Source organism: Streptococcus sp. D7B5 (assembly GCF_029691405.1).
Lineage (GTDB): Bacteria > Bacillota > Bacilli > Lactobacillales > Streptococcaceae > Streptococcus.
The window spans coordinates 31,562-56,193 of record NZ_CP121467.1; the positions used below are offsets into that span (position 1 = coordinate 31,562).

The following is a 24,632-nucleotide window of genomic DNA, read 5'->3' on the forward strand; positions in this document are numbered from 1 at the left end:
TTTCAAAATATGGTAGAATGGATGCAGTAGAATTAGAAAAGGAAATCGATTATGAAATTTCTTGAATTAAATAAAAAACGTCATGCGACTAAGCATTTTACTGATAAACCGGTAGATCCCAAAGATGTGCGTACGGCTATCGAAATCGCAACCTTGGCCCCAAGTGCCCACAACAGCCAGCCATGGAAGTTTGTGGTTGTTCGTGAGAAAAATGCTGAATTGGCAAAATTGGCTTATGGTTCGAACTTTGAGCAGGTATCAGCAGCACCTGTAACCATTGCCTTGTTTACCGACACAGATTTGGCTAAACGTGCTCGTAAGATTGCCCGAGTTGGCGGCGCTAATAACTTCTCTGAAGAGCAACTTCAATATTTTATGAAGAATCTGCCAGCTGAATTTGCGCGTTACAGTGAACAGCAAGTTAGTGACTACTTGGCCCTTAATGCGGGACTAGTAGCCATGAACTTAGTTCTTGCTTTGACTGACCAAGGAATCGGTTCTAACATTATTCTTGGATTTGACAAATCAAAAGCCAACGAAGTTTTGGACATTGAAGACCGATTCCGTCCAGAACTCTTGATCACAGTTGGATACACAGATGAGAAATTGGAACCAAGCTACCGCTTGCCAGTAGATGAAATTATCGAGAAGAGATAGGAAGAAAAAATGACAGTTATTGATTTTACAGCAGAAGTAGAAAAACGCAAAGAAGACCTCTTGGCTGACTTGTTTAGCCTTTTGGAAATCAACTCAGAACGTGATGACAGCAAAGCCGATGCTGAGCATCCATTTGGACCTGGTCCAGTAAAAGCCTTGGAAAAATTCCTTGAAATCGCAGACCGTGATGGCTATCCAACTAAAAATGTTGATAACTACGCAGGACATTTTGAGTTTGGTGAAGGAGAAGAAGTTCTCGGAATCTTTGCTCACATGGACGTGGTGCCAGCTGGTAGCGGTTGGGACACGGACCCTTATACACCAACTATCAAAGACGGTCGCCTTTATGCGCGTGGAGCTTCAGACGACAAGGGGCCTACAACAGCTTGTTACTATGGTTTGAAAATCATCAAAGAATTGGGGCTTCCAACTTCTAAAAAAGTTCGTTTCATCGTCGGAACAGATGAAGAATCAGGCTGGGCAGACATGGACTACTACTTTGAACATGTAGGACTTGCGAAACCAGACTTCGGTTTCTCTCCAGATGCTGAATTCCCTATCATCAATGGTGAAAAAGGGAATATCACAGAATATCTCCATTTTGCAGGTGAAAATACTGGTGCAGCTCGCCTTCACAGCTTCACAGGTGGTTTGCGTGAAAACATGGTACCTGAATCAGCAACAGCAGTCGTTTCAGGTGACTTGGCTGACTTGCAAGCTAAACTAGATGCCTTTGTTGCAGAACACAAACTCAGAGGAGAACTCCAAGAAGAAAACGGCCAGTACAAGGTGACTGTGATTGGTAAATCAGCTCATGGTGCTATGCCTGCATCAGGTGTCAATGGTGCGACCTACCTTGCCCTTTTCCTCAGTCAGTTTGACTTTGCAGGACCTGCAAAAGACTACCTCGACATCGCTGGTAAGATTCTCTTGAACGACCATAAGGGTACAAATCTCAAGGTTGCTCATGTAGATGAAAAGATGGGTGCCCTTTCTATGAATGCCGGTGTCTTCCGCTTCGATGAAACAAGTGCTGACAATACGATTGCCCTCAACTTCCGTTATCCAAAAGGAACAAGCCCAGAGCAAATCAAGTCAATCCTTGAAAACTTGCCAGTTGCTTCTGTTAGCCTTTCTGAACACGGTCACACCCCTCACTATGTACCGATGGAAGATCCACTTGTGCAAACCTTGTTGAATGTTTATGAAAAACAAACTTGTCTTAAAGGTCACGAGCAAGTCATCGGTGGTGGTACCTTTGGTCGTTTACTGGAACGTGGGGTTGCCTACGGTGCGATGTTCCCAGACTCAATCGATACCATGCACCAAGCCAACGAATTTATCGCCTTGGACGATCTCTTCCGAGCAGCAGCAATCTATGCTGAAGCTATTTATGAACTGATCAAATAAAATGATAGAAGTCTGAGATTGTATGCTTGGACTTCTTTTTGGAGGGAAAACAGATGTCTCAAATTGAAAGAATCAAGCAAGCCATTATGGCGGATCCGCAAAATACCAGCTATACAGAACGCGGAATCGAACCTCTCTTTGCGGCGCCAAAAACTGCCCGTATCAATATTGTCGGTCAGGCTCCTGGGCTTAAAACGCAAGAAGCTGGGATTTATTGGAAGGATAAGAGTGGCGATCGCTTGCGTGAGTGGCTAGGTGTGGATGAGGACACCTTTTACAATTCAGGTTATTTTGCAGTTCTGCCCATGGATTTCTACTTTCCGGGGCATGGCAAGTCAGGCGACCTTCCACCTCGTACAGGTTTTGCAGAAAAATGGCATCCGCAACTCTTGCAAGAGTTGCCCGATATCCAATTAACTCTCTTGATTGGACAATATGCCCAAGCCTATTATTTACATGAAAAAGTTAGTGGCAAGGTGACAGAACGGGTAAAACACTACAAAGACTATCTACCAGAATTTTTCCCTCTGGTGCACCCCTCACCACGAAATCAAATCTGGATGGCCAAAAATCCTTGGTTTGAGTCAGAAGTAGTGCCCGATTTGAAAAAAAGAATTCAAAAGATTCTTGGAGAAACAAAATGAAAGAAATTACTTTTAACGATTTTTACCAGCTTTATCAAAATGAGCAACTTTCTCTAGTGGACGTGAGAGAAGTAGAAGAGTTCCAGACGCTTCATTTAGAAGGTGCTCAGAATCTTCCGCTTAGTCAATTGGCTGATACTTATGAACAACTAGACAAAGACCAGCTTTACTACGTGATTTGTAAATCAGGAATGCGTTCAGCGCGTGCTTGTCAATTTCTAGCTGAACAGGGTTATGACGTTATCAATGTCCAAGGTGGAATGACGGCCTTTGAAAATCTTTAAACCTCTATAGCGATAGATCCTAATCTTCCCTTGCTCGGTTCCAACTGAGTGAGGGATTTTGTTTTTAGATAATTCTTATTTTTAAAAATATTGAAAACATTCAATGATTAATTTTGGATACTTTTTTCAGAGTCTTAATCATGGTATACTAGGTCAGTATTTTAGAAATATGAAGGAGATTTTTATGGCTAAAAAAGGTGCCCTGACAGGCTTGCTCCTGTTTGGAATATTTTTTGGTGCGGGGAACTTGATTTTTCCGCCTTCTCTAGGTGCTCTATCTGGAGAACACTTTCTTCCTGCCATCGCAGGTTTTGTATTTTCGGGTGTTGGGATTGCTGTCCTAACGCTCATCATCGGAACGCTCAATCCTAAAGGATACATTTATGAGATTTCTAAGAAAATCTCACCTTGGTTTGCGACTCTTTATCTTGCAGTCCTCTATCTATCGATTGGCCCATTCTTTGCCATTCCACGTACAGCAACAACAGCTTATGAGGTCGGTATCAGCCCTCTCTTGTCTGAAGCAAATAAAGGCCTAGGATTGATTATCTTTACCGTGCTTTACTTTGCCGCAGCCTATCTGATTTCACTCAATCCATCAAAGATTTTGGATCGTATCGGACGAATCTTGACACCAGTCTTTGCTTTGCTTATCGTTATCTTAGTTGTACTAGGTGCCTTTAAATATGGTGGAACCAGTCCCCAAGTAGCTTCAGAAGCCTATCAAGCATCTGCTTTCGGAACAGGATTCCTAGAGGGATATAACACCTTGGATGCCCTTGCCTCAGTAGCTTTTAGTGTGATTGCTGTTCAAACCTTAAAACAACTTGGATTCTCCAGTAAGAAAGAATACATCTCAACTATTTGGGTTGTTGGTATCGTTGTAGCTCTTGCTTTTAGCGCTCTTTACATCGGTTTAGGATTCCTTGGAAATCATTTTCCAGTACCGGCAGAAGCCATGAAGGGTGGAACTCCAGGTGTTTATATCTTGTCACAAGCAACTCAGGAAATCTTTGGTTCAACGGCTCAACTCTTCCTTGCTGTCATGGTAACTGTAACCTGCTTCACAACGACAGTTGGTTTGATTGTGTCGACAGCAGAGTTCTTTAACGGTCGCTTCCCACAAATCAGCTACAAGGTCTATGCAACTGCCTTTACCTTGATTGGATTTGCTATTGCAAATCTTGGGCTTGATGCGATTATCAAGTACTCCATTCCAGTACTGGTAATCTTGTATCCAATCACTATTGCCATTGTGATGATTGTGATTGTTAATAAGTTTGTACCCCTATCAAAACCGGGTATGCAACTAACAATGGGAGTTGTCACAGGAATCGCTGTTGCAAGTGTTCTTGGAAGCTCCTTTAAGATTGAGTTTCTAGAAAATCTGGTTAATGCCCTTCCGTTTGCGTCAGCCTCTCTTCCATGGCTAGTGCCAGCTATTATCGGAATCTTGCTTTCGCTGGTTCTACCAAACAAACAAGAGAGTGATGTTTTTGAGATGGAATAAAAAAATTCTTGGTCAACGACCAAGAATTTTTTGTATAAGCACGACTCGTTAGTTGGTTTGTTCAGTATAACCAGCCTCTTTAAGCATTTTTCTAGTTTTTAGGAAACTTACACGGCTTCCAGAGCCAGAAACTTCATTTGGCATTGCTTTTTTCATCTCTTCGAGATTCACAACAGTCATGTCAACCTCCATGCTATGGATGACTTTTCCATCTTTGAATTCGATATTTTGTGTAATACCTTTAAGTCCTTCCTCCTTTTTATAAGTTTTCACGATAAGTTCTTTAATCTCTTCTGCTGACTTGTCAAGTATTTCAGGATCAAAAACATTATAGACTTCTTGTTTTACAACATCATCCCCCTTAACAGTGTATGTCAAGGTAGAAGTTCTTCCGGGATTGCTATTGTGAACAAAAATGTAGTTTTTTGTCTCATCTTTCTTCTCAGATGATTGTTGGCTGCTTTGTTTGGTCTCGCTTGACTGAGTTGTTTTGTCTTCTTTGCTACTGCTGCTAGCAGGTGTTGATGCTTGTTTGGAACATCCGAGTAGGAGGACAAGTGAAGCCACAAGGGTTAGTGAAGTTTTAACATAAGTTTTCATAGAATTTTCTTTCATAATCAAAGTATTTTGTATTATAACATGATTCTACTACAAAATCAACTAGACCTCCCCTCCCATCTGACCTGACATGACGATGAACAGAAACTAGTCTGACGATTAAAGTTTTATCTCTATCTATTTCAAAGAACTTTTATCCTATGGATTGAAAAGTGGGAAGTTTTAAATGCACTTTTTATGGAATTGCGATGAATCTATTGGACACATCGGTTAGGGATGTAATAAAACACCCCAAGAGTTAGAGTTGTGTCTAACTTTTGGGGTGGACCTACACTAGTCTATATGAAATTTTAGGAGATTAGTTCGTCTTTTCTGTGAATCCCATTTTTTCCAGTGCTTTTTTAGAGTTTGAGAAACTGACACGATTACCGATACCAGAATATTCTTCAGGAAGTGCTTTTCTAAGTTCGCTAATGCTTGCAACTGAGAAGTCAACTTCTAGATCTTGAACAACTTTTCCATCTTTGATTTCAATCGTTTGTTTAACACCTTTGAGTCCATTATAACCTTTGTACTTTTCTTCGATAAAACTCTTGACATCTTCTGGAGTTGCACCAAGGATTTCAGGATCAGCAATGTTATTAGCTGATTGCTTGATAACATTGTCGCCTTCTACAGTATAAATCAAGGTAGAAGTGATTCCAGAATTGCTTTTGTTAATAAAGGTATGTGTTTTAGCTGATTCTTTCTTTTCAGATGATTGTTGACTGCTTTGTTTGCTCTCACTTGACTGAGTTGTTGTGTCTTCTTTGCTACTGCTGTTGGTAGGTGTTGATGCTTGTTTGGAACATCCGAGCAGGAGGACAAGTGAAGCCACAAGGGCTAGTGATACTTTAAAGTATGATTTCATATTTTTTACTTTCCTTTCATAATCAAAGTATTCGTATTATAACATGGATCCATAGTGAAAGCAACTAAACACAGTTTTTCTCCTTTTGAGAAGGAGTCTGACTAGAAAAATGTTATAATGGTAGGAAAGAGGTGAAGAAATGAATCAGACTATAAACTATATCAAAGAACTAACTGCTATTGCATCTCCAACAGGCTTTACTCGTGAGATCTCAGATTATCTAGTCCATACTTTAGAAGAGCTTGGTTACCAGCCTGTTCGAACTGCTAAGGGTGGTGTCAATGTAACAATCAAAGGTCAAAACGACGAACAACATCGCTATGTAACTGCCCATGTGGACACACTCGGAGCCATTGTACGTGCTGTTAAACCTGATGGACGTCTCAAATTGGACCGGATCGGTGGTTTTCCTTGGAACATGATTGAGGGAGAAAACTGTACCGTTCATGTGGCTAGTACAGGTAAAACGGTATCTGGAACGATCCTTATCCACCAGACATCTTGCCATGTCTACAAGGATGCAGGAACTGCAGAACGTACGCAGGACAATATGGAAGTTCGTTTAGACGAAAAAGTGACCAATGAAAAGGAAACGCGCGCCTTGGGCATCGAGGTTGGCGACTTTATCAGTTTTGACCCGCGAACTGTCGTGACAGAGACTGGTTTTATCAAGTCTCGCCACTTGGATGACAAGGTCAGCGCAGCAATTTTGCTCAATCTTCTTCGTATTTACAAGGAAGAGGGGATTGCATTGCCAGTAACAACTCATTTTGCTTTTTCAGTCTTTGAAGAAGTGGGTCACGGTGCAAACTCCAATATTCCAAGTCAGGTAGTAGAATATCTGGCTGTAGATATGGGAGCTATGGGCGATGACCAGCAGACGGATGAGTATACAGTGTCTATCTGTGTCAAGGACGCTTCAGGTCCCTATCACTACGACTTCCGTCAACATTTAGTGGCTTTGGCAAAGGAGCAAGATATTCCATTTAAGCTCGACATTTATCCATTTTACGGCTCGGATGCTTCCGCAGCTATGTCAGCAGGAGCCGAGGTCAAGCATGCCCTCCTTGGAGCTGGTATCGAGTCCAGTCACTCTTACGAACGAACACACATTGATTCAGTAGTGGCGACTGAGCGTATGGTAGACGCCTATCTCAAGAGTGCATTGGTGGACTAATATGTGCTTGATTTGTCAAAGAATTGAATGGATCAAGGCAGGGGAAAATCCCTACTTTGTAAAAGAACTAGAAACAGGCTATGTTGTTATTGGAGACCACCAATACTTTAAGGGCTATACCTTATTTCTGGCAAAAGAGCATGTCGCAGAACTCCACCATATGGAGACTTCTGTAAAACTTTGTTTTCTAGAGGAAATGAGTTTGGTCCAAGAAGCTGTTGCCAAAACGTTTAAAGCTGAAAAGATGAACATTGAACTTCTAGGAAATGGAGATGCCCACGCTCACTGGCACCTATTTCCAAGACGGTCAGGTGATATGAGGGGTCATGGATTGAATGGCCGTGGTCCAGTCTGGTGGGTACCCTGGGAAGAAATGGCGGCAGAAGATTGCCAAGTGAAATCCCATGAGTTGGAACAAATGATTAAAGCCTTATCCGATGAATTAGAGAAGCACTTGGTCTAAGAGAGGAAGAAAAAATGAAAAAAAGATACATTGTTTTATCTGGTTTGCTGGCAGTAACCCTAGCAGCATGTTCTCAAGAAAAACCTAAAAATGAAGAAAACACTCAAAAAACGGAACAAACTAGTCAACCTGAAGGAACTGTAGGGAGCAAATCTCAAGCCTCTAGTCAGAAGAAAGCAGAAGTTGTCAATAAGGGAGACTACTATAGTATTCAAGGGAAGTACGATGAAATCGTCATAGCTAATAAGCACTATCCTTTGTCAAAAGACTATAATCCAGGAGAAAATCCAACAGCTAAAGCAGAGTTGCTGAAGCTCATTGCAGCAATGCAAGCAGCTGGCTACCCAATCAGCGATCACTACAGTGGTTTTAGAAGTTATGAAACCCAAACCAAACTTTATCAAGACTATGTGAATCAAGATGGGAAGGAAGCTGCAGATCGCTATTCAGCACGCCCAGGTTATAGTGAACACCAAACGGGTCTTGCTTTTGATTTGATTGGTACTAATGGAGAATTGGTAACAGAGGAGAAGGCAGCCCAGTGGCTCTTAGATCATGCGGCTGACTATGGCTTTGTTGTTCGCTATCTCAAAGGCAAGGAAAAAGAGACTGGCTACATGGCAGAAGAATGGCATCTTCGCTACGTTGGAAAAGAAGCCAAAGAAATTGCTGCAAGTGGTCTCAGTTTGGAAGAGTACTATGGCTTTGAAGGCGGAGATTACGTCGATTAAAAAAGTAATTTTTCTCTTGCATTTTTAGATAAATAGTGTATAATGGAAAGGTATGTGTAAAGCATACTTGTGGGAGGTAAAAATCTTACATTACCGCCAAAACCACAAAGGAGGATTTAAAAATGGCTAAAAAAGTCGAAAAACTTGTAAAATTGCAAATCCCTGCTGGTAAAGCTACACCAGCTCCACCAGTTGGACCTGCTCTTGGTCAAGCTGGTATCAACATCATGGGATTCACAAAAGAGTTCAACGCTCGTACAGCTGACCAAGCTGGTATGATCATTCCAGTTGTTATCTCAGTATACGAAGACAAATCATTTACTTTCGTTACAAAAACACCACCAGCTGCTGTTCTTTTGAAAAAAGCTGCAGGTGTTGAAAAAGGATCAGGTACACCTAACAAAACTAAAGTTGCTACAGTTACTCGTGCACAAGTACAAGAAATTGCAGAAACTAAGATGCCAGATTTGAACGCAGCAAACATTGAGTCTGCAATGCGTATGATCGAAGGTACTGCTCGTTCTATGGGATTCACTGTTGTTGACTAATCAATAACATCCCAATATAACCCGCAAGACTTCATCATTTCGAGAAGTGACGTGGGAGATGAAAATCGATTGAACCACATACAAGGAGAATAGAAAATGGCTAAAAAAAGCAAACAACTTCGTGCTGCTCTTGAGAAAATCGACAGCACAAAAGCGTACAGCGTAGAAGAAGCTGTAGCTCTTGCAAAAGAAACTAACTTTGCAAAATTTGATGCAACTGTAGAAGTTGCTTACAACTTGAACATTGACGTTAAAAAAGCTGACCAACAAATCCGTGGAGCAATGGTATTGCCAAACGGTACTGGTAAAACAGCTCGCGTTCTTGTATTTGCACGTGGTGCAAAAGCTGAAGAAGCAAAAGCTGCTGGTGCAGACTTCGTTGGTGAAGACGACCTAGTTGCTAAAATCAACGACGGTTGGTTGGACTTCGACGTAGTTATCGCAACACCTGATATGATGGCTCTTGTTGGACGTCTTGGACGTGTCCTTGGACCACGTAACTTGATGCCAAACCCTAAAACTGGTACTGTAACAATGGATGTTGCTAAAGCAGTTGAAGAGTCTAAAGGTGGTAAAATCACTTACCGTGCAGACCGTGCAGGTATCGTACAAGCTATCATCGGTAAAGTTTCATTTGAAGCTGACAAGTTGGTTGAAAACTTCAAAGCATTCAACGAAACAATCCAAAAAGCGAAACCAGCTACTGCTAAAGGAACTTACGTAACAAGCTTGACTATCACAACTACTCAAGGTGTTGGTATCAAGGTTGACGTGAACTCACTTTAATCAATAAATATATAAAAAACGAGTACAAAAGTGCTCGTTTTTTAGGTACAACGGGCATTCCGTTCATCCGAGATCTAAGTCCTCTGTGGCTACCATATACTAGTAAACCCAAAAGTGATTCCCAAGCCTGACTATTGTGAGTAGCTGATCGAACGGCATTAGGATAGACTGTTTAAGTCTGACGTTGGAAATAAGAATCGGCAGAGAAAGAGATAGAGAAATCTTGGCTATACGAATAGGCATGTGATAGTAAAGCGTATATAGCGGATAAGGAGGCCAGCAACTCTAAAGTACAAATATGTAGTTGTAACCTATATGCGTAAACTACGTGAGCTATTGAATTCGAACTAGAGAGGTGATTAATAGATTTATGCTATAGTCATGGCAGTTTGTACGCTTTTGATTCTAGTTTATCAAATAATAGATTAGAATTGTCAGACAATATAGTTTTATGTTATAATGAAGAAAAAATAGAGGTGTTCAAATGTCAGAAGCAGGTCATAAGTTTTTAGCAAAACTGGGGAAAAAACGCTTACGTCCAGGTGGAAAACGTGCTACAGATTGGTTAATTGCGGAAGGAGGATTTTCAAAAGAAAAGAGAATACTAGAAGTTGCGTGCAATAGGGGAACTACAGCAATTGAGTTGGCACAGCGTTTTGGTTGTAAGATAACTGCTGTTGATATGGATGGACAAGCCTTAGAAGTGGCTAAAAAATCTGCTGAAATGGCAGGTGTTGGTCATTTGATTAGATTTGAAAGAGCAAATGCAATGAAACTTCCTTATGGAGATGCTAGTTTTGATATTGTTATAAATGAAGCTATGCTGACTATGCAAGCCGATCAAGCTAAGAAAAAATGTGTAATGGAGTATCTAAGGGTTTTAAAACCTGAAGGTCTTCTTTTGACACATGATGTGCTTCTTAAGGAAGCTAAAGAGTCTGTCAGACAGGAATTGTCACAAGCAATTCATGTAAATGTAGGTCCTTTAACTCAAGATGGTTGGGAACAGGTGATGATAGAATCAGGTTATCGTGATGTGAAAATATTGACTGGTGAAATGACATTAATGAAATTATCAGGTATGATTTATGACGAAGGTTGGCTAGGAACTTTGAAAATTTGCGTAAATGCTTGTAAAAAGGAGAATAGAAAGCAGTTTTTAACTATGTATAAAATGTTTGCTAAGAATAAACAGAAATTGGGCTTTATTGCTATGGCTAGTTATAAATCGTCAAATCGTTAGATAATTATTGAAGTTAACTTTTCCTTTTTTCTTTCTTAAAAAATATGCTATAATAGAGAGTAAAAAACTTTGAAAGAAAGAAAAAGATGAATTTAAAAGATTATATCGCAACGATTGAAAATTATCCTAAGGAAGGTATTACCTTCCGTGATATCAGCCCTTTGATGGCAGATGGAAATGCTTATAGCTATGCTGTTCGTGAAATTGTTCAGTATGCAACTGATAAGAAAATCGACATGATTGTTGGGCCAGAGGCTCGTGGATTTATTGTTGGCTGCCCAGTTGCTTTTGAGTTGGGAATTGGCTTTGCACCTGTTCGTAAACCAGGGAAATTGCCACGTGAAGTCATTTCTGCTGACTATGAGAAAGAGTACGGTATTGATACCTTGACCATGCATGCTGATGCGATCAAGCCAGGCCAACGTGTTCTCATCGTAGATGATCTCTTGGCAACAGGTGGAACTGTCAAGGCAACAATTGAGATGATTGAAAGACTTGGTGGAGTTGTAGCCGGTTGTGCTTTCTTGATTGAGTTGGATGAGCTTAAAGGCCGTGAAAAAATCGGAGATTACGATTACAAGGTACTTATGCATTATTAATGAAAAACAGTCCTTGGGGCTGTTTTCTCTTCATCTGCTATATAAATTAACTATAGCTAGTTAGAGAAAAACTATAATTGAAAACTATATCTTCATACAGTATAATAAAGGGAAGAAGTATTTGGAGGTTTTTGCTTTCAAACAGACAAGATCATTCCCGAAATAGAGAACTGTTAGGAGGGTATTATGCCGATTCGAATTGATAAAAAATTACCAGCTGTGGAGATTTTAAGGACAGAAAATATCTTTGTTATGGACGACCAACGGGCTGCTCATCAGGATATTCGCCCCTTGAAGATTTTGATTTTAAATCTCATGCCTCAAAAAATGGTAACAGAAACGCAACTCTTGCGACATTTGGCTAATACCCCTTTGCAATTAGATATTGATTTCTTATATATGGAAACACATCGTTCCAAGACAACTCGTGCCGAACATATGGAAACATTCTATAAGACCTTTCCAGAGGTCAAGGATGACTTTTTTGATGGAATGATTATCACAGGAGCACCAGTGGAGCATTTGCCTTTTGAGGAGGTAGATTACTGGGAAGAATTCAAGCAGGTCATCGAATGGTCCAAGACGCATGTTTTTTCAACCCTCCATATCTGTTGGGGAGCACAAGCAGGTCTTTATGTTCGCTATGGCGTTGAAAAGCACCAGATGGATCGGAAACTATCAGGTATTTACCCACAGGACACCTTGAAAGAAGGGCACCTTCTTTTTAGAGGTTTTGATGATCGCTATGTAGCTCCTCATTCTCGTCATACTGAGATTTTAAAAGAAGAAATCTTAAACAAGACCAATCTGGAGATTCTGTCAGAAGGTCCTGAGGTTGGGGTTTCTATCCTAGCTAGTCGAGATTTGCGTGAGATTTATAGTTTTGGTCATTTGGAGTACGATCGTGACACTTTGGCAAGAGAGTATTTTCGTGATTATGAGGCGGGACTCAACCCTCATATCCCAGAGAACTACTTTAAAAATGATGATGTAAATGAGACGCCTTGTCTCTGTTGGTCTTCATCAGCTGCCCTCTTTTTCAGTAATTGGGTAAACTATGCAGTTTATCAAGAAACCCCTTTTGACTGGAGAAAGGTAGAGGATGATGCGGCTGCATTTGGATATCTATAAGAGGAATTATGACATATTTTGACGCTTTTAAATCAGGGAACTTGGTTTTGCCAAGTGCCCTTCTCTTGCATTTTAAGGAACTCTTTCCTTCCAGCGAAGATTTTCTGGTCTGGCAATTTTTCTATTTACAAAATACCACAGCCCTAGGAGATGTTTCGCCTAGTCAGATTGCTGAAATCATTGGGAAAGAGGTGGCAGATGTCAACCAATCTATTTCGAATTTGACTGAAAATGGCTTGCTACAATATCGAACCATTGAACTAAACGGGGAAATTGAGCTGATTTTTGATGCTAGTTTGGCTTTTGAACGCTTGGATAGCTTACTAGATAGCCAAACTCCAGCTACAACAGTCCCAAACCCGCAGAATCAGTTGAAGGATCTGGTTGAAACTTTTCAGCAGGAATTGGGACGCTTATTAACACCATTTGAAATCGAAGACCTTTCTAAGACTGTCAAAGAAGACGGAGTTAAGGCGGATTTGATCAAGGAAGCTCTCCGAGAGGCCGTTCTCAATGGCAAGCCAAACTGGAAATATATTCAGGCAATCCTACGAAACTGGCGCCATGAAGGTATTCAGTCTGTGACTCAGGTAGAGGCCAAACGAGCAGAGCGAGAAGTCAACAATCCCAAACAAGTTCAGGCTTCGGCTGATTTCCTCGATGCCATGAATTTGTGGCAAGATTAGTCGCTTGAAAAATCTTGAAAATTAGAGTAAGGTTTGCAAGCTCCTTATAAATATGATAGAATAATAGTGAATAAAATGAAAAAAGAGGTATGTGAAATGTCACGTAAACCATTTATCGCTGGTAACTGGAAAATGAACAAAAATCCAGAAGAAGCAAAAGCATTCGTTGAAGCCGTTGCATCAAAACTTCCTTCATCAGACCTTGTTGAAGCAGGTATCGCAGCTCCAGCTCTTGATTTGACAGCTGTTCTTGCTGCTGCTAAAGGTTCAAACCTTAAAGTTGCTGCTCAAAACTGCTACTTTGAAAATGCAGGTGCTTTCACTGGTGAAACTAGCCCACAAGTTTTGAAAGAAATCGGTACTGACTACGTTGTTATCGGTCACTCAGAACGTCGTGACTACTTCCATGAAACTGACGAAGATATCAACAAAAAAGCAAAAGCAATCTTTGCAAACGGTATGCTTCCAATCATCTGTTGTGGTGAGTCACTTGAAACTTACGAAGCTGGTAAAGCTGCTGAATTCGTAGGTGCTCAAGTATCTGCTGCATTGGCTGGATTGACTGCAGAACAAGTTGCTGCATCCGTTATCGCTTATGAGCCAATCTGGGCTATCGGTACTGGTAAATCAGCTTCACAAGACGATGCACAAAAAATGTGTAAAGTTGTTCGTGACGTTGTAGCTGCAGACTTCGGTCAAGAAGTTGCGGACAAAGTTCGTGTTCAATACGGTGGTTCTGTTAAACCTGAAAACGTTGCTTCATACATGGCTTGCCCAGACGTTGACGGTGCCCTTGTTGGTGGTGCGTCACTTGAAGCTGAAAGCTTCTTGGCATTGCTTGATTTTGTAAAATAATCTCAGTTATTCCAGACAGTCTGCTAAGACTGTCTTTTTTTTAAAGACTGTATATTTTTCTTAAATTATCAGTCAATTACAACTTTTTTAATATGGGTTAATTTTCTTGCTTTTGTCTACTAGGAGTAGTATACTGAGATAGTAATCAATAAATATGGTTGCAAAAATAATATTATGAGGTGATCAATATGGTTGAATTGAAAAAAGAAGCAGTAAAAGACGTAACAACATTATCTAAAACAGCGCCAGTAGCATTGGCAAAAACAAAGGAAGTATTGAACCAAGCAGTAGCAGACTTGTATGTGGCTCACATTGCCCTTCACCAAGTTCACTGGTATATGCGTGGTCGTGGTTTCCTCGTATGGCATCCAAAAATGGATGAATACATGGACAGCCTTGATGGCTATCTTGACGAAATCAGTGAACGTTTGATCACTCTTGGTGGCAAACCTTACTCAACTTTGACAGAATTCCTTCAACACAGTGAAATCGAAGAAGAAGAAGGAGAATTCCGTAACGTTGAAGAAAGCTTGGAACGTGTTCTAGCGATTTATCGCTACCTTATCGCTCTTTTCCAAAAAGCTTTGGATGTGACTGATGAAGAAGGCGATGATGTTACAAACGATATCTTTGTTGGTGCTAAGGCTGAACTTGAGAAAACAGTTTGGATGCTTGCAGCAGAACTTGGACAAGCTCCTGGTTTGTAAAATATAGTTGCTACCCCTTTTATCATGAGGTACCTGATAAGTGCCCATGACCAATCATCTTTTAAAAGTCATGTAACTGTAAACAGTTGCATGATTTTTTTGTTTGCTGGACTTAGGACACATTGTCAAAAGTAGGATTTTACGGTATAATAGTTGCTGTTCAATAACATATGAATTTTAAAGAATAATTGTTAGTTTAAGGAGGACTTATGAACAACTTACCAAATTGCCCAAAATGTAATTCAGAATATGTCTACGAAGATGGAAATCTTTTGGTATGCCCAGAGTGTGCCTATGAATGGAATCCTGCTGAAGTTGCAGAAGTAGAAGAAGGTGTTGTTGCTATCGATGCAAACGGAAATAAATTGGCTGACGGCGATACTGTAACTCTTATCAAGGATTTGAAAGTAAAAGGTGCGCCAAAGGATTTGAAACAAGGAACTCGCGTTAAAAATATCCGTATCGTAGAAGGTGACCACAACATCGACTGTAAGATTGATGGTTTTGGAGCTATGAAACTCAAGTCAGAATTTGTTAAGAAAATCTAGCCATGAAACTGAATTATAAATTTATCTTTTATAGTCGTGTGCTCTTGTTCTTAGCGGCATTTACAGGAGTTTATTTAGAGATTACCAAGCACGGTGGCTTTGGTATGCTCCTTTACTACACAGTGTTGTCCAATCTTTTGGTAACGATTTTCACGGGTTATCTGCTCCGTGTGATGAGCCGTTCAGGTGAAAATTGGCAAAGTCCGACCTTGCTTCGTCTCAAGGGTGGTGTTACCATGAGTATCATGATTACCTGTGTGATTTACCATTTTATGCTTGCTCCGATCGCGACAGACTTTTACCGAGTGGAAAATTTCCTTTGCCACTATATCGTTCCACTCTGGTTTTTAGCCGACACCCTCTTCTTTGATAAACAGGGTCAATACAAGATATGGGATCCAGTCTTGTGGACCATCTTGCCCTTGGTTTATATGATTTTTGCCTTGTTTAACGGCCTGGTCTTAAAACTCAATATTCCGAATTCCAAGGACAATCCCTTCCCTTATTTCTTTTTAAATGTGAACAAGGGTTGGGACGTGGTTATCAAATGGTGTTTGATCATTTTTGCGGCGTATATGGTTGCAGGCTTCATCTTCTATCTGATCAAGCAAATCAAGCGAAAATAGTCTTCCTATTAGGAAAGTTAGGACGGAGTCTCTAGTTCAATCGGGCTCCTTCTTTTCTTGCCATCTTCCTTTTAAAAGGATAAACAGTGAGAAATATACAGAAAGAAAATTCATGAAACAATATTTAGAACGGGCTAGTATTTTGGCCCTCTCCCTCGTTTTGATTACCTCCTTTTCCATCTCAAGTGCTCTGCCTGCCATGTTTGACTACTATCAAGGCTACTCTAAGGAACAAATCGAGCTCCTGGTCAGTCTTCCTTCTTTTGGGATCATGATTATGCTGGTTTTAAATGGGGTTTTGGAGCGTCTGTTTTCTGAACGTCTTCAGATTAGTCTAGGACTTCTCATCCTCTCTATCGGGGGAACAGCCCCTTTCTGGTATCAGGATTACAACTTTGTCTTTGCAATGCGGATTTTATTTGGCTTGGGTGTTGGGATGATCAATGCCAAGGCCATTTCCATCATCAGCGAACGCTATCATGGAAAGACACGGATCCAGATGTTGGGTCTTCGCGGATCAGCAGAAGTTGTCGGGGCATCGATTTTGACTCTAGTGGTCGGTCAACTCTTATCCTTGGGATGGACTGTGACCTTCTTGGCCTACAGTGCGGGATTTTTAGTATTGATTCTTTATCTGCTCTTTGTCCCTTATGGGAAAGAAAAGAAAGAAACAAAGAAAAAAGAGACCGAAACGACTCGTTTGACAGGACAGATGAAAGGCTTGATTTTTCTATTGGCTGTTGAAGCAGCAGTTGTGGTCTGCACCAATACAGCTATCACCATACGTATTCCTAGTCTGATGGTGGAAAGAGGTCTAGGGGATGCCCAGTTATCGAGCTTGGTTTTAAGTATCATGCAGTTGATTGGTATCTTGGCAGGTGTGAGTTTTTCTTTCTTTATCTCTCTGTTTAAAGAAAGGTTGCTCCTTTGGTCAGGTATCACCTTTGGATTGGGGCAGATTGTGATTGCCTTGTCTCCGTCATTGAGTGTGATGGTAGTTGGAAGTGTTGTGGCAGGTTTTTCTTACAGTGTGGCCTTGACCACTGTCTTTCAGCTTCTTTCTGAAAGAATCCCAGCCAAGCTCCTCAATCAGGCAACATCTTTTGCAGTGCTAGGATGTAGCTTTGGAGCCTTTACGACACCTTTCATTCTTGGGGCGATTGGCTTGGTGACTCAAAACGGTATGTTGGTCTTCACCATTCTAGGTTGCTGGTTGATTGTCACTTCTATCTTTGTTATGTACGCACTGCAAAAGAGAGCTTAGGATTGGTTTCCTAAGTTTTTCTTTCTGGGAATTTTGTACCCAGACAATTATTGGTTTTTAAACTTGTTTACACTTTTATTTCCTGATAAAATAGAAGTTATGACAAGATATAAAGCAATCATTTCCTATGATGGTTATGGCTTTGCCGGTTTTCAGCGCCAGCCTCATGCGAGGAGCGTTCAAGAGGAAATTGAGAAAACCTTAACGAGACTCAATAAGGGGCAAGCCATCACTGTTCACGGTGCTGGTAGGACGGATAGTGGGGTTCATGCTCTTAGTCAGGTTATTCATTTTGACCTGCCCTATCAGATGGATGAGGAAAAACTCCGTTTTGCTCTGGATACCCAGTCTCCAGAAGATATTGATGTGATTTCAATTGAGATTGTGGCAGATGATTTTCATTGCCGTTATGCCAAGCACAGCAAGACCTATGAGTTTATCGTGGATAGAGGACGTCCCAAAAATCCTATGCGTCGTCACTACGCTACTCACTTTCCCTATCCGCTCGACGTGGAGCGGATGCAGATGGCAATCAAAAAGCTAGAGGGAACTCATGATTTTACCGGCTTTACAGCATCTGGAACCAGTGTAGAGGACAAGGTTCGAACCATTACAGAAGCCAGTCTTAGTGTTGATGAGACAGGGCAGTTTTTGACCTTTAGCTTTTCAGGGAATGGTTTCTTGTATAAGCAGATTCGCAATATGGTGGGAACGCTGCTCAAAATCGGAAATAATCGAATGCCAGTTGAGCAGATTGACTTGATCTTAGAAAAAAAAGATAGACAGCTAGCAGGTCCAACGGCTGCACCGAATGGCTTGTATTTAAAGGAGATTCGTTATGAAGAATAATCGTATTTTAGCCCTTTCTGGGAATGATATTTTTAGTGGTGGTGGTTTGTCAGCTGATTTGGCTACCTATACCTTGAACGGCTTGCATGGCTTTGTAGCAGTGACTTGTTTGACGGCCTTGACTGAAAAGGGCTTTGAAGTCTTTCCAACTGACGATGCCATTTTTCAACATGAATTGGATAGCTTGCGTGATGTGGAATTTGCAGGGATTAAGATTGGTCTTCTCCCTACTGTCAGTGTGGCTGAGAAAGCCTTGAACTTTATCAAGCAACGTCCAGGAGTGCCTGTGGTATTGGATCCCGTCTTGGTCTGCAAGGAAACGCACGATGTGGCTGTCAGTGAACTCTGTCAAGAGTTGATTCGCTTTTTCCCTCATGTCAGTGTGATTACGCCTAATCTTCCTGAAGCAGAATTATTAGCTGGTCAGGAAATTAAAACCTTGGAAGACATGAAGGTTGCAGCGCAGAAATTGCATGATTTAGGAGCGCCAGCAGTCATTATCAAGGGAGGCAATCGCCTTAGTCAGGACAAGGCTGTGGATGTCTTTTATGATGGACAAAATTTTACAGTTCTAGAAAATCCTGTCATTCAAGGTCAAAATGCTGGTGCAGGTTGTACCTTTGCCTCAAGCATCGCCAGTCACTTGGTTAAAGGTGATGAACTTTTACCAGCAATAGAAAGTTCTAAAGCTTTCGTTTACCGTGCTATTGCACAAGCAGATCAATATGGAGTAAGACAATATGAAGCAAACCAAAACAACTAAAATCGCCCTTGTATCTCTATTAACCGCCCTTTCTGTGGTTTTAGGTTATTTCTTAAAGATTCCAACACCAACAGGCATTCTAACTCTCTTAGATGCGGGTATCTTCTTTGCAGCCTTCTACTTTGGTAGTCGTGAAGGGGCTGTAGTCGGAGGTCTAGCAGGTTTCTTGATTGACCTCTTATCAGGCTACCCCCAGTGGATGTTCTTTAGCTTGATCAACCATGGCTTGCAGGGATTTTTCGCAGGATTTAAAGGAAGATGGCAATGGCTAGGCCTTATCTTAGCTACTATTGCGATGGTAGGAGGCTACGCCTTGGGTTCAACTTTGATGAATGGCTGGGCAGCAGCCCTACCAGAAATCCTACCAAACTTCCTGCAAAATATCGTGGGAATGGTTGTAGGGTTTGTGCTTAGTCAAAGTATTAAGAAAATTAAGTAAAGCGGCTGGAGAAAAGTTCTAAAAATCAGAAAAACGCATAATATCAAGTGTTGAAAAACCTTGATACTATGCGTTTTATTGTGGGAAGATTTTATACTCTTCGAAAATCTCTTCAAACCGCGTCAACGTCGCCTTGCCGTACTCAAGTACAGCCTGCGGCTAGTTTCCTAGTTTGTTCTTTGATTTTCATTGAGTATTAGATGAATATTAATCAAAATAAAGCAAGTCTTTGCTGGTGCTTGTAAAGAGGTCAAAGCCATCCTTGGTAACAACACCACAGTCTTCGATACGAACGCCGACTTTACCAGGGATATAGATACCTGGTTCAACAGAGAAGCACATGCCTTCTTCGATGACCATGTCATTTCCTTCCATGATAGATGGGAATTCGTGGACATCCATACCGATACCGTGACCGAGACGGTGGTTAAAGTACTCACCGTAACCAGCTTTTTCGATGACTTCACGGGCAGCGCGGTCTACTTCATGAGCAGTCACACCAGGTTTGATAAAGTCAAGAGCAGCTTGTTGGGCTTCAAGGGTCAAGTTGTAAATATCTTTCTTGAATTGGTCTGGTTTGCCGACAGCGACTGTACGAGTCATATCTGATGCGTAGCCATTGACCATAACACCCAGGTCAAAGAGGAGAAGGGCGTCTTTTTCGACCTTGTTTGCACCAGGAATTCCGTGTGGATTTGCAGCATTATCACCAGTCAATACCATGGTATCAAAACTCATTTCATAGCCTTCACGTTTTAAGGCGAAGTCGATTTGGGCAATGATATCTGTCTCTGTTTTATCAAGAGAGATATTGTCAAAACCAACTTTTACAGCTTTATCAGCATAGAGCCCTGCAACCATCATTTTTTGCACTTCATCAGCTGATTTGATGAGGCGCATGCGTTGGATGAGAGGAGTGAGATTTTCAAACTCAGCAGTTTCAAAAACTGTTTTCAAGCCATGGTATTTGGTCAAGATGAGATTGTCAAACTCAACAGCAACACGTTTGAAGTCGTGCTGAGGCAAAGCGTTTTTGATTTTTTGCCATGGATTTTCAGAATCCACATAGCCCACTACTGGGAAGGAAACAGTGCTGGTTGCACGCTCCACTTCAAGGGCTGGGACAAAAAGGAGAGGTTCCCGGTCCGCTAGGACAAAGAGGAACATTTGGCGTTCATGGGGATCACTGTAAAAACCAGTGAGGTAATTAATAGTGACGGGGTCAGATACGACAGCGACGTCTAGTTTTTCTGATTCAAGATATGTTACGATTTGTTGTAATTTAGACATATGCTACCTTCTTTCTACCTCTCTATTTTGGCAAAAAAAGAGAGAAAATGCAAGAGAGAAGGGTAAAAGAACAGGCAAAAAGAACTCCGACAAGATAGTGGAGTTCTTTTATCTAATTTTCCTTAGTTTAAGAAAAGTCAGCCTTGCTTTTGACGTCACTGTATTCTTCAGCGATTTCTTGGCTGAGAATGTCCTCATAGGCAGGGAGTTGGATGTCCTGGCCGTATTTCTTCTTGAGGGCAGTAGTAACTAGGCGATAAGCTAGATTGGCATTACGAGAGAGGATAGGTCCGTGGAAGTAGGAACCAAAGACATTCTTATAATGAACCCCTTCGCCGATTTTTTCTTCGTTATTTCCATTTCCATAGACCACCTGTCCCAGCGGTTTTTGGTCATCTGAGAGGAAGGTGCGACCTTGGTGATTTTCAAAGCCATAGTAGGTTTCATCGAAATCTTCATTGTGAATCTTGATGTCACCGATAAAGCGGTTATTGGTCTGGTTGAGGGTATAGTGGCCCATGACCCCTAGCCCTTCGATGCGTTTGCCTGAAGCTTCAACATAATATTGCCCCAAAAGTTGGAAACCACCACAGATAGCGAGAACCACACCGTCATTTTGGATGTAGTTGTCAATGCTCTCTTTCTTAGCAGGTAGATCGCCTGCGATGATGCTTTGTTCAAAGTCTTGACCACCACCGAAAAAGGCGATATCGTAGTGATTTTCGTCAAAGTCATCATGGAGAGAAACGATATCAACTGTTACATGAGCTCCCAGTTTTTCAGCCACATACTTGAGCATGAGGATATTGCCATTGTCCCCGTAGGTATTCATGAGGTTTCCATAGAGGTGGGCAATGTTGAGCTGATAAGGGTAATTGCCAGCTTTTGAGGAAAGTGAAGTATAAACCATTAGTTCATCTCCTTTCTAACAATCTGACGACTAGCCAGCAGCTCTCGGAATTCCAGCATAGCCGTATAGGTTGCTAGGATATAGGCATGCTTGCATTCTTGGTTCTCAATGGTCTTGAGAACTTGCTCCAGATTGCTTGTCTCAGTGATTTTATCAGCTGGGTAGCCTGTCACTCGTAGACGACGCGCGATTTCAGAATGACGAACACCGCCAGCGTTAATTTCAGGAATGTCCATGTCAGTGATTTGTTCAAAGTCAGCATCCCAGATCCAGCTAGTGTCAATCCCATCAGCATAGTTAGCATTGAGGAGGACAGATAGGCTAAATGGATAAGGTGCTAGTTTGATCATCTCGATAGCTTGGGTCGCTCCAACAGGATTTTTAATCAAGACAAGGGTACATTCTTTGTCACCGATATGGAAGGTTTCCTGGCGTCCAAAGACAGCACGGCTCTTATCAAATCCTTGCTTAATCCGTTGCGAATCTGCGCCGAGGAAACGGGCAATAGCAACTGCAGCAAGGGCATTGTAGATATTATAGAGTCCACCGATTTGGATGCCGTATTCTTGTCCGTCAATGACAAAGCGGGAGCGATTGTTGGTCAACTCAACCAGTTCTGTTAAGCGATAGTCTAGATCAGGACGTTTGCAACCACAATTTTCACAGATATAGGCACCTAAGTTGGCATAGGTATTGTGCTCATATTTGAGGATGCCTTGACAGTCAGGGCAGAGAATACCTTCGGTATTGTAGTGAGCCAGTTGGGCTGGTCCTTTTTCCAAGTCAAAACCAAAATATTGAACTGGATTTGGAATAGATGGCTTGTAGAAAAGCGGACTGTCACCATTGAGGAGAACTGTAGCCGTAGGCACTTTACGGATGGCATCCAAAATCATGTTATAAGTCGTGTAAATCTCACCATAGCGGTCCATCTGGTCACGGAAAATGTTGGTAATGACAAAAAGACTAGGATGGATATAGTCGCAGATACGAGAAAGACTGGCTTCGTCGATTTCGAGGACGGCAATGTTTTTTCCAGTTTTAGAAGATTTGGCGGTCAAGAAGGTTGTTGTAATCCCTGTAATCATATTGGCACCACTAGGATTGGTTAGAACCTGACCGTAGACCTCTTTTAGAATGCCGACAGTGAGAGCAGTTGTGAGGGTTTTCCCGTTGGTTCCAGTGACCACGACAATCTCGTAGTTCTTAGCTAGATTTTGTAAAATATCTTTATCAAATTGAAGGGCGAGTTTTCCTGGGAGCGTACTTCCTCGGCCAAGACGGCTCAAGATGAAGTGAGAAGAACGCCCAGCTAGGAGGCCCAAAGTAGTTTTTAATTTCATGTTTCTATTATATCATAAAAGAGGGAAAAGACAGGTTTGAGATTTCGCAGAAGCAAAAACAGCCCGATGAGGGCTGTTGGTTAACAAATCAGTCTCAACTTAAATCGCAAACAAGTCATTCAAGTTCTCAGCCAAGGTTGGGTGAGTGAAGATTTGTTTTGTGAAGTAAGTGTAAGGAATCTTGTTGTCCATAGCAACAGTGATGATGTTGATGATTTCTTGAGAACCTTCTGAGAAGATGCTTGCTCCAAGAATTTCTTTTGTTTCAGTATTGACAACAGCTTTGAAGGCTCCGCGAAGGTCTCCATTTACGTGACCACGAGGCATGGCAGCAACAGGGATTTCCTTAACGGCGTATGGAAGTTTCAAATTAGCTGCTTGGCTTTCCGTCAAGCCAACTTGAGAAAGAGCTGGTGTGATGAACATGGTGTTTGGTACATTGAGCCGGTCTTCGAGTGTGTAGCTGCCATCTCCAGCAAGGTAGCTGTAAACAACACGGAAGTCATCAAGTGAAATGTAGGTGAATTGAGGTCCACCGTTGACGTCTCCAACTGCAAAGACACCAGGAACGTTTGTTTGGCAGTGTTTGTCGACCTTGATAGCACCACGCTCCGTTAGTTCAATATCTGTATTTTCAAGTTGAAGTGGTTCTACATTTGGTTTGCGTCCAGTTGCGTAGAGAAGGGCATCGAAACGGTAGGTTTCGTTTTCAGTTACGACGAGCACTTGATCACCGTCGTTTTTGATTTCAGTAGTACGGATGTTTTGAAGCAATTCAATGCCGTCTTCTTCCATGTATTGTTTAGCAAGTGCTGCGATGGAAGGTTCTGCACGAGGAAGGAATGTGTCCAAGGCATCTAGAACTGTGACCTTGCTACCAAGTTTGTTGTAGAGTCCTGCAAATTCAAGACCGATGTTTCCACCTCCAAGTACTCCAAGTTTTTCAGGCAATTTGTCCAAGTTTTGGATACCTGTTGAGTCAAAGACATTCTTACTTGTAGCAAGTCCAGGAATAGGTAAGACGTTTGAAACAGCGCCAGTGTTGATGACAATTGTTTCAGCAGTCAGTTCTTGTTTTTTATCACCTGCTTGGATTTCGATGACTTTATTTGAAAGGAAGTGTGCTTCCGCATCAAAGATATCTACGCCTGTACCAGCAACAGTTGCATAGTTTTTACCATTGAGGCGACCAGTGATAGTATTTTTGGTAGCAATGACTTTTTCAAAAGACAAATCTTTCTCAGCAGCAACTAACAAGGTTTTAGTTGGGATACATCCGATATTGATACAAGTTCCGCCATACATAGCTTTACTACGTTCAACGAGGGCAACTTTTTTGCCAGCTGAAGCCAATTTACCAGCTAGTGTTTTACCAGCCTTACCAAATCCAATAACAATTAAATCGTATGTTAACATTTTTTAATCCTCCTGTTTGATTTCATTCTAGCACAAGAAAAAAACTTTTGCACAATTCCGCTACGGAGAAACGAATCATATAAGGCTGTATTTATATTTGTGGAAAATCGTTTACATGATTTTCCTTAAGGATTCTACTATCTTTTGCCCCGCTCTTGTGTTATACTAGATAGGTTGCAAAGAAACTAGTACTTTTCTTTCGTGGAAAAGAAGCAACACGGTATCTCATTTTTGTTGAAGATACGTCATGAAAAGAAAAGTATATACTAAGCGCTATAGGATGGC

General features: G+C 41.4%; 28 protein-coding genes. 22 read left to right on the plus strand and 6 right to left on the minus strand.

Going from position 1 to position 24,632, the window contains the following annotated elements:
- Positions 1–51: 51 nt before the first annotated feature.
- The 5 genes from P8P68_RS00135 to brnQ all read left to right on the plus strand — a co-directional run bounded on the left by P8P68_RS00135 (position 52) and on the right by brnQ (position 4,505).
- Positions 52–657: a nitroreductase family protein gene (locus tag P8P68_RS00135; protein ID WP_000670151.1), complete on the plus strand. Its 606-nt coding sequence runs from the start codon at positions 52–54 to the stop codon at positions 655–657.
- 9 nt (positions 658–666) lie between these two features.
- The gene (gene pepV, locus P8P68_RS00140; protein ID WP_049520916.1) at positions 667–2,067 is read left to right on the plus strand and encodes a dipeptidase PepV; all 1,401 of its coding nucleotides are present in this window, start codon (positions 667–669) and stop codon (positions 2,065–2,067) included.
- 53 nt (positions 2,068–2,120) lie between these two features.
- Complete coding sequence (locus P8P68_RS00145) at positions 2,121–2,711, plus strand: uracil-DNA glycosylase family protein (RefSeq protein ID WP_000078137.1); 591 nt, start codon at positions 2,121–2,123, stop codon at positions 2,709–2,711.
- Positions 2,708–2,995 (plus strand): rhodanese-like domain-containing protein, encoded by a 288-nt coding sequence (locus P8P68_RS00150; protein WP_278275952.1) that lies wholly within the window; start codon positions 2,708–2,710, stop codon positions 2,993–2,995. The genes P8P68_RS00145 and P8P68_RS00150 overlap by 4 nt, the downstream gene beginning before the upstream one ends.
- Positions 2,996–3,179: 184 nt before the next feature.
- Complete coding sequence (gene brnQ, locus P8P68_RS00155; protein WP_278275953.1) at positions 3,180–4,505, plus strand: branched-chain amino acid transport system II carrier protein; 1,326 nt, start codon at positions 3,180–3,182, stop codon at positions 4,503–4,505.
- Positions 4,506–4,553: 48 nt separating this feature from the next.
- Here brnQ and P8P68_RS00160 read toward each other — a convergent pair whose 3' ends face one another.
- Positions 4,554–5,105: a DUF1307 domain-containing protein gene (locus P8P68_RS00160; protein ID WP_278275954.1), complete on the minus strand. Its 552-nt coding sequence runs from the start codon at positions 5,103–5,105 to the stop codon at positions 4,554–4,556.
- 316 nt (positions 5,106–5,421) lie between these two features.
- A complete protein-coding gene (locus tag P8P68_RS00165) occupies positions 5,422–5,973 on the minus strand; it encodes a DUF1307 domain-containing protein (RefSeq protein ID WP_278275955.1) in 552 nt (183 codons plus the stop codon).
- 139 nt (positions 5,974–6,112) lie between these two features.
- Between P8P68_RS00165 and P8P68_RS00170 the strand changes: the two genes are divergently transcribed.
- From P8P68_RS00170 to P8P68_RS00250, 17 genes are all read left to right on the plus strand, one after another.
- Positions 6,113–7,150 (plus strand): M42 family metallopeptidase, encoded by a 1,038-nt coding sequence (locus P8P68_RS00170; RefSeq protein WP_278275956.1) that lies wholly within the window; start codon positions 6,113–6,115, stop codon positions 7,148–7,150.
- Between the two features lies 1 nt (position 7,151).
- Complete coding sequence (locus P8P68_RS00175; protein ID WP_278275957.1) at positions 7,152–7,613, plus strand: HIT family protein; 462 nt, start codon at positions 7,152–7,154, stop codon at positions 7,611–7,613.
- Positions 7,614–7,627: 14 nt separating this feature from the next.
- Complete coding sequence (gene ldcB / locus P8P68_RS00180) at positions 7,628–8,344, plus strand: LD-carboxypeptidase LdcB/DacB (protein WP_061453363.1); 717 nt, start codon at positions 7,628–7,630, stop codon at positions 8,342–8,344.
- A 122-nt stretch (positions 8,345–8,466) separates the two neighbouring features.
- Positions 8,467–8,892, plus strand: a complete 426-nt coding sequence (gene rplK / locus P8P68_RS00185) for a 50S ribosomal protein L11 (RefSeq protein WP_001085808.1) — start codon at positions 8,467–8,469, stop codon at positions 8,890–8,892.
- A gap of 96 nt (positions 8,893–8,988) precedes the next feature.
- Positions 8,989–9,678, plus strand: coding sequence for a 50S ribosomal protein L1 (rplA, locus tag P8P68_RS00190; RefSeq protein WP_001085672.1), 690 nt, complete (start codon positions 8,989–8,991; stop codon positions 9,676–9,678).
- Between the two features lie 484 nt (positions 9,679–10,162).
- Positions 10,163–10,921 (plus strand): class I SAM-dependent methyltransferase, encoded by a 759-nt coding sequence (locus P8P68_RS00195; protein ID WP_084860183.1) that lies wholly within the window; start codon positions 10,163–10,165, stop codon positions 10,919–10,921.
- An 86-nt stretch (positions 10,922–11,007) separates the two neighbouring features.
- Positions 11,008–11,520, plus strand: coding sequence for an adenine phosphoribosyltransferase (locus P8P68_RS00200; RefSeq protein ID WP_001049316.1), 513 nt, complete (start codon positions 11,008–11,010; stop codon positions 11,518–11,520).
- A 186-nt stretch (positions 11,521–11,706) separates the two neighbouring features.
- The gene (gene metA / locus P8P68_RS00205) at positions 11,707–12,651 is read left to right on the plus strand and encodes a homoserine O-succinyltransferase (protein WP_001122730.1); all 945 of its coding nucleotides are present in this window, start codon (positions 11,707–11,709) and stop codon (positions 12,649–12,651) included.
- An 8-nt stretch (positions 12,652–12,659) separates the two neighbouring features.
- Complete coding sequence (locus P8P68_RS00210; protein ID WP_000220748.1) at positions 12,660–13,337, plus strand: DnaD domain-containing protein; 678 nt, start codon at positions 12,660–12,662, stop codon at positions 13,335–13,337.
- 96 nt (positions 13,338–13,433) lie between these two features.
- Positions 13,434–14,192, plus strand: coding sequence for a triose-phosphate isomerase (gene tpiA / locus P8P68_RS00215; RefSeq protein WP_000087891.1), 759 nt, complete (start codon positions 13,434–13,436; stop codon positions 14,190–14,192).
- 188 nt (positions 14,193–14,380) lie between these two features.
- Positions 14,381–14,899, plus strand: coding sequence for a Dps family protein (locus P8P68_RS00220; RefSeq protein ID WP_000229890.1), 519 nt, complete (start codon positions 14,381–14,383; stop codon positions 14,897–14,899).
- A 209-nt stretch (positions 14,900–15,108) separates the two neighbouring features.
- Positions 15,109–15,447 (plus strand): zinc ribbon domain-containing protein YjdM, encoded by a 339-nt coding sequence (locus tag P8P68_RS00225; protein ID WP_001061598.1) that lies wholly within the window; start codon positions 15,109–15,111, stop codon positions 15,445–15,447.
- Positions 15,448–15,449: 2 nt separating this feature from the next.
- Positions 15,450–16,073: a Pr6Pr family membrane protein gene (locus P8P68_RS00230; protein WP_000775202.1), complete on the plus strand. Its 624-nt coding sequence runs from the start codon at positions 15,450–15,452 to the stop codon at positions 16,071–16,073.
- A 112-nt stretch (positions 16,074–16,185) separates the two neighbouring features.
- On the plus strand, positions 16,186–17,337 hold the full coding sequence (locus P8P68_RS00235; RefSeq protein WP_278275958.1) for an MFS transporter: 1,152 nt from the start codon (positions 16,186–16,188) through the stop codon (positions 17,335–17,337).
- 99 nt (positions 17,338–17,436) lie between these two features.
- Positions 17,437–18,186: a tRNA pseudouridine(38-40) synthase TruA gene (truA, locus tag P8P68_RS00240; protein WP_278275959.1), complete on the plus strand. Its 750-nt coding sequence runs from the start codon at positions 17,437–17,439 to the stop codon at positions 18,184–18,186.
- The gene (locus P8P68_RS00245) at positions 18,176–18,949 is read left to right on the plus strand and encodes a bifunctional hydroxymethylpyrimidine kinase/phosphomethylpyrimidine kinase (protein ID WP_278275960.1); all 774 of its coding nucleotides are present in this window, start codon (positions 18,176–18,178) and stop codon (positions 18,947–18,949) included. Before truA ends, P8P68_RS00245 begins: the two co-directional genes overlap by 11 nt.
- Complete coding sequence (locus tag P8P68_RS00250) at positions 18,927–19,388, plus strand: ECF transporter S component (protein WP_061588343.1); 462 nt, start codon at positions 18,927–18,929, stop codon at positions 19,386–19,388. Before P8P68_RS00245 ends, P8P68_RS00250 begins: the two co-directional genes overlap by 23 nt.
- Positions 19,389–19,595: 207 nt before the next feature.
- On the opposite strand, the gene P8P68_RS00255 is transcribed toward P8P68_RS00250, so the two are convergent.
- The 4 genes from P8P68_RS00255 to P8P68_RS00270 all read right to left on the minus strand — a co-directional run bounded on the left by P8P68_RS00255 (position 19,596) and on the right by P8P68_RS00270 (position 24,347).
- Positions 19,596–20,678: a Xaa-Pro peptidase family protein gene (locus P8P68_RS00255; protein WP_278275961.1), complete on the minus strand. Its 1,083-nt coding sequence runs from the start codon at positions 20,676–20,678 to the stop codon at positions 19,596–19,598.
- A 127-nt stretch (positions 20,679–20,805) separates the two neighbouring features.
- Positions 20,806–21,588 carry a lipid II isoglutaminyl synthase subunit GatD gene (gene gatD / locus P8P68_RS00260; protein WP_033583499.1) on the minus strand — a complete coding sequence of 261 codons (783 nt, stop codon included), beginning with the start codon at positions 21,586–21,588 and terminating at the stop codon, positions 20,806–20,808.
- The gene (gene murT, locus P8P68_RS00265; protein ID WP_278275962.1) at positions 21,588–22,931 is read right to left on the minus strand and encodes a lipid II isoglutaminyl synthase subunit MurT; all 1,344 of its coding nucleotides are present in this window, start codon (positions 22,929–22,931) and stop codon (positions 21,588–21,590) included. The genes gatD and murT overlap by 1 nt, the downstream gene beginning before the upstream one ends.
- Positions 22,932–23,030: 99 nt before the next feature.
- On the minus strand, positions 23,031–24,347 hold the full coding sequence (locus tag P8P68_RS00270; RefSeq protein ID WP_278275963.1) for an FAD-containing oxidoreductase: 1,317 nt from the start codon (positions 24,345–24,347) through the stop codon (positions 23,031–23,033).
- Positions 24,348–24,632: the final 285 nt, after the last annotated feature.

Coding starts and splice junctions, on each gene's coding strand:
- P8P68_RS00235 (WP_278275958.1), top strand. CDS start 16,186: ATGAAACAATATTTAGAACGGGCTAGTATTTTGGCCCTCTCCCTCGTT.
- rplA (WP_001085672.1), top strand. CDS start 8,989: ATGGCTAAAAAAAGCAAACAACTTCGTGCTGCTCTTGAGAAAATCGAC.
- P8P68_RS00270 (WP_278275963.1), bottom strand. CDS start 24,347: ATGTTAACATACGATTTAATTGTTATTGGATTTGGTAAGGCTGGTAAA.
- rplK (WP_001085808.1), top strand. CDS start 8,467: ATGGCTAAAAAAGTCGAAAAACTTGTAAAATTGCAAATCCCTGCTGGT.
- P8P68_RS00245 (WP_278275960.1), top strand. CDS start 18,176: ATGAAGAATAATCGTATTTTAGCCCTTTCTGGGAATGATATTTTTAGT.
- P8P68_RS00210 (WP_000220748.1), top strand. CDS start 12,660: ATGACATATTTTGACGCTTTTAAATCAGGGAACTTGGTTTTGCCAAGT.
- P8P68_RS00165 (WP_278275955.1), bottom strand. CDS start 5,973: ATGAAATCATACTTTAAAGTATCACTAGCCCTTGTGGCTTCACTTGTC.
- murT (WP_278275962.1), bottom strand. CDS start 22,931: ATGAAATTAAAAACTACTTTGGGCCTCCTAGCTGGGCGTTCTTCTCAC.
- P8P68_RS00195 (WP_084860183.1), top strand. CDS start 10,163: ATGTCAGAAGCAGGTCATAAGTTTTTAGCAAAACTGGGGAAAAAACGC.
- metA (WP_001122730.1), top strand. CDS start 11,707: ATGCCGATTCGAATTGATAAAAAATTACCAGCTGTGGAGATTTTAAGG.
- P8P68_RS00170 (WP_278275956.1), top strand. CDS start 6,113: ATGAATCAGACTATAAACTATATCAAAGAACTAACTGCTATTGCATCT.
- brnQ (WP_278275953.1), top strand. CDS start 3,180: ATGGCTAAAAAAGGTGCCCTGACAGGCTTGCTCCTGTTTGGAATATTT.
- P8P68_RS00220 (WP_000229890.1), top strand. CDS start 14,381: ATGGTTGAATTGAAAAAAGAAGCAGTAAAAGACGTAACAACATTATCT.
- P8P68_RS00135 (WP_000670151.1), top strand. CDS start 52: ATGAAATTTCTTGAATTAAATAAAAAACGTCATGCGACTAAGCATTTT.
- P8P68_RS00160 (WP_278275954.1), bottom strand. CDS start 5,105: ATGAAAACTTATGTTAAAACTTCACTAACCCTTGTGGCTTCACTTGTC.
- P8P68_RS00200 (WP_001049316.1), top strand. CDS start 11,008: ATGAATTTAAAAGATTATATCGCAACGATTGAAAATTATCCTAAGGAA.
- P8P68_RS00150 (WP_278275952.1), top strand. CDS start 2,708: ATGAAAGAAATTACTTTTAACGATTTTTACCAGCTTTATCAAAATGAG.
- P8P68_RS00250 (WP_061588343.1), top strand. CDS start 18,927: ATGAAGCAAACCAAAACAACTAAAATCGCCCTTGTATCTCTATTAACC.
- truA (WP_278275959.1), top strand. CDS start 17,437: ATGACAAGATATAAAGCAATCATTTCCTATGATGGTTATGGCTTTGCC.
- pepV (WP_049520916.1), top strand. CDS start 667: ATGACAGTTATTGATTTTACAGCAGAAGTAGAAAAACGCAAAGAAGAC.
- P8P68_RS00225 (WP_001061598.1), top strand. CDS start 15,109: ATGAACAACTTACCAAATTGCCCAAAATGTAATTCAGAATATGTCTAC.
- tpiA (WP_000087891.1), top strand. CDS start 13,434: ATGTCACGTAAACCATTTATCGCTGGTAACTGGAAAATGAACAAAAAT.
- P8P68_RS00175 (WP_278275957.1), top strand. CDS start 7,152: ATGTGCTTGATTTGTCAAAGAATTGAATGGATCAAGGCAGGGGAAAAT.
- P8P68_RS00255 (WP_278275961.1), bottom strand. CDS start 20,678: ATGTCTAAATTACAACAAATCGTAACATATCTTGAATCAGAAAAACTA.
- ldcB (WP_061453363.1), top strand. CDS start 7,628: ATGAAAAAAAGATACATTGTTTTATCTGGTTTGCTGGCAGTAACCCTA.
- gatD (WP_033583499.1), bottom strand. CDS start 21,588: ATGGTTTATACTTCACTTTCCTCAAAAGCTGGCAATTACCCTTATCAG.
- P8P68_RS00145 (WP_000078137.1), top strand. CDS start 2,121: ATGTCTCAAATTGAAAGAATCAAGCAAGCCATTATGGCGGATCCGCAA.
- P8P68_RS00230 (WP_000775202.1), top strand. CDS start 15,450: ATGAAACTGAATTATAAATTTATCTTTTATAGTCGTGTGCTCTTGTTC.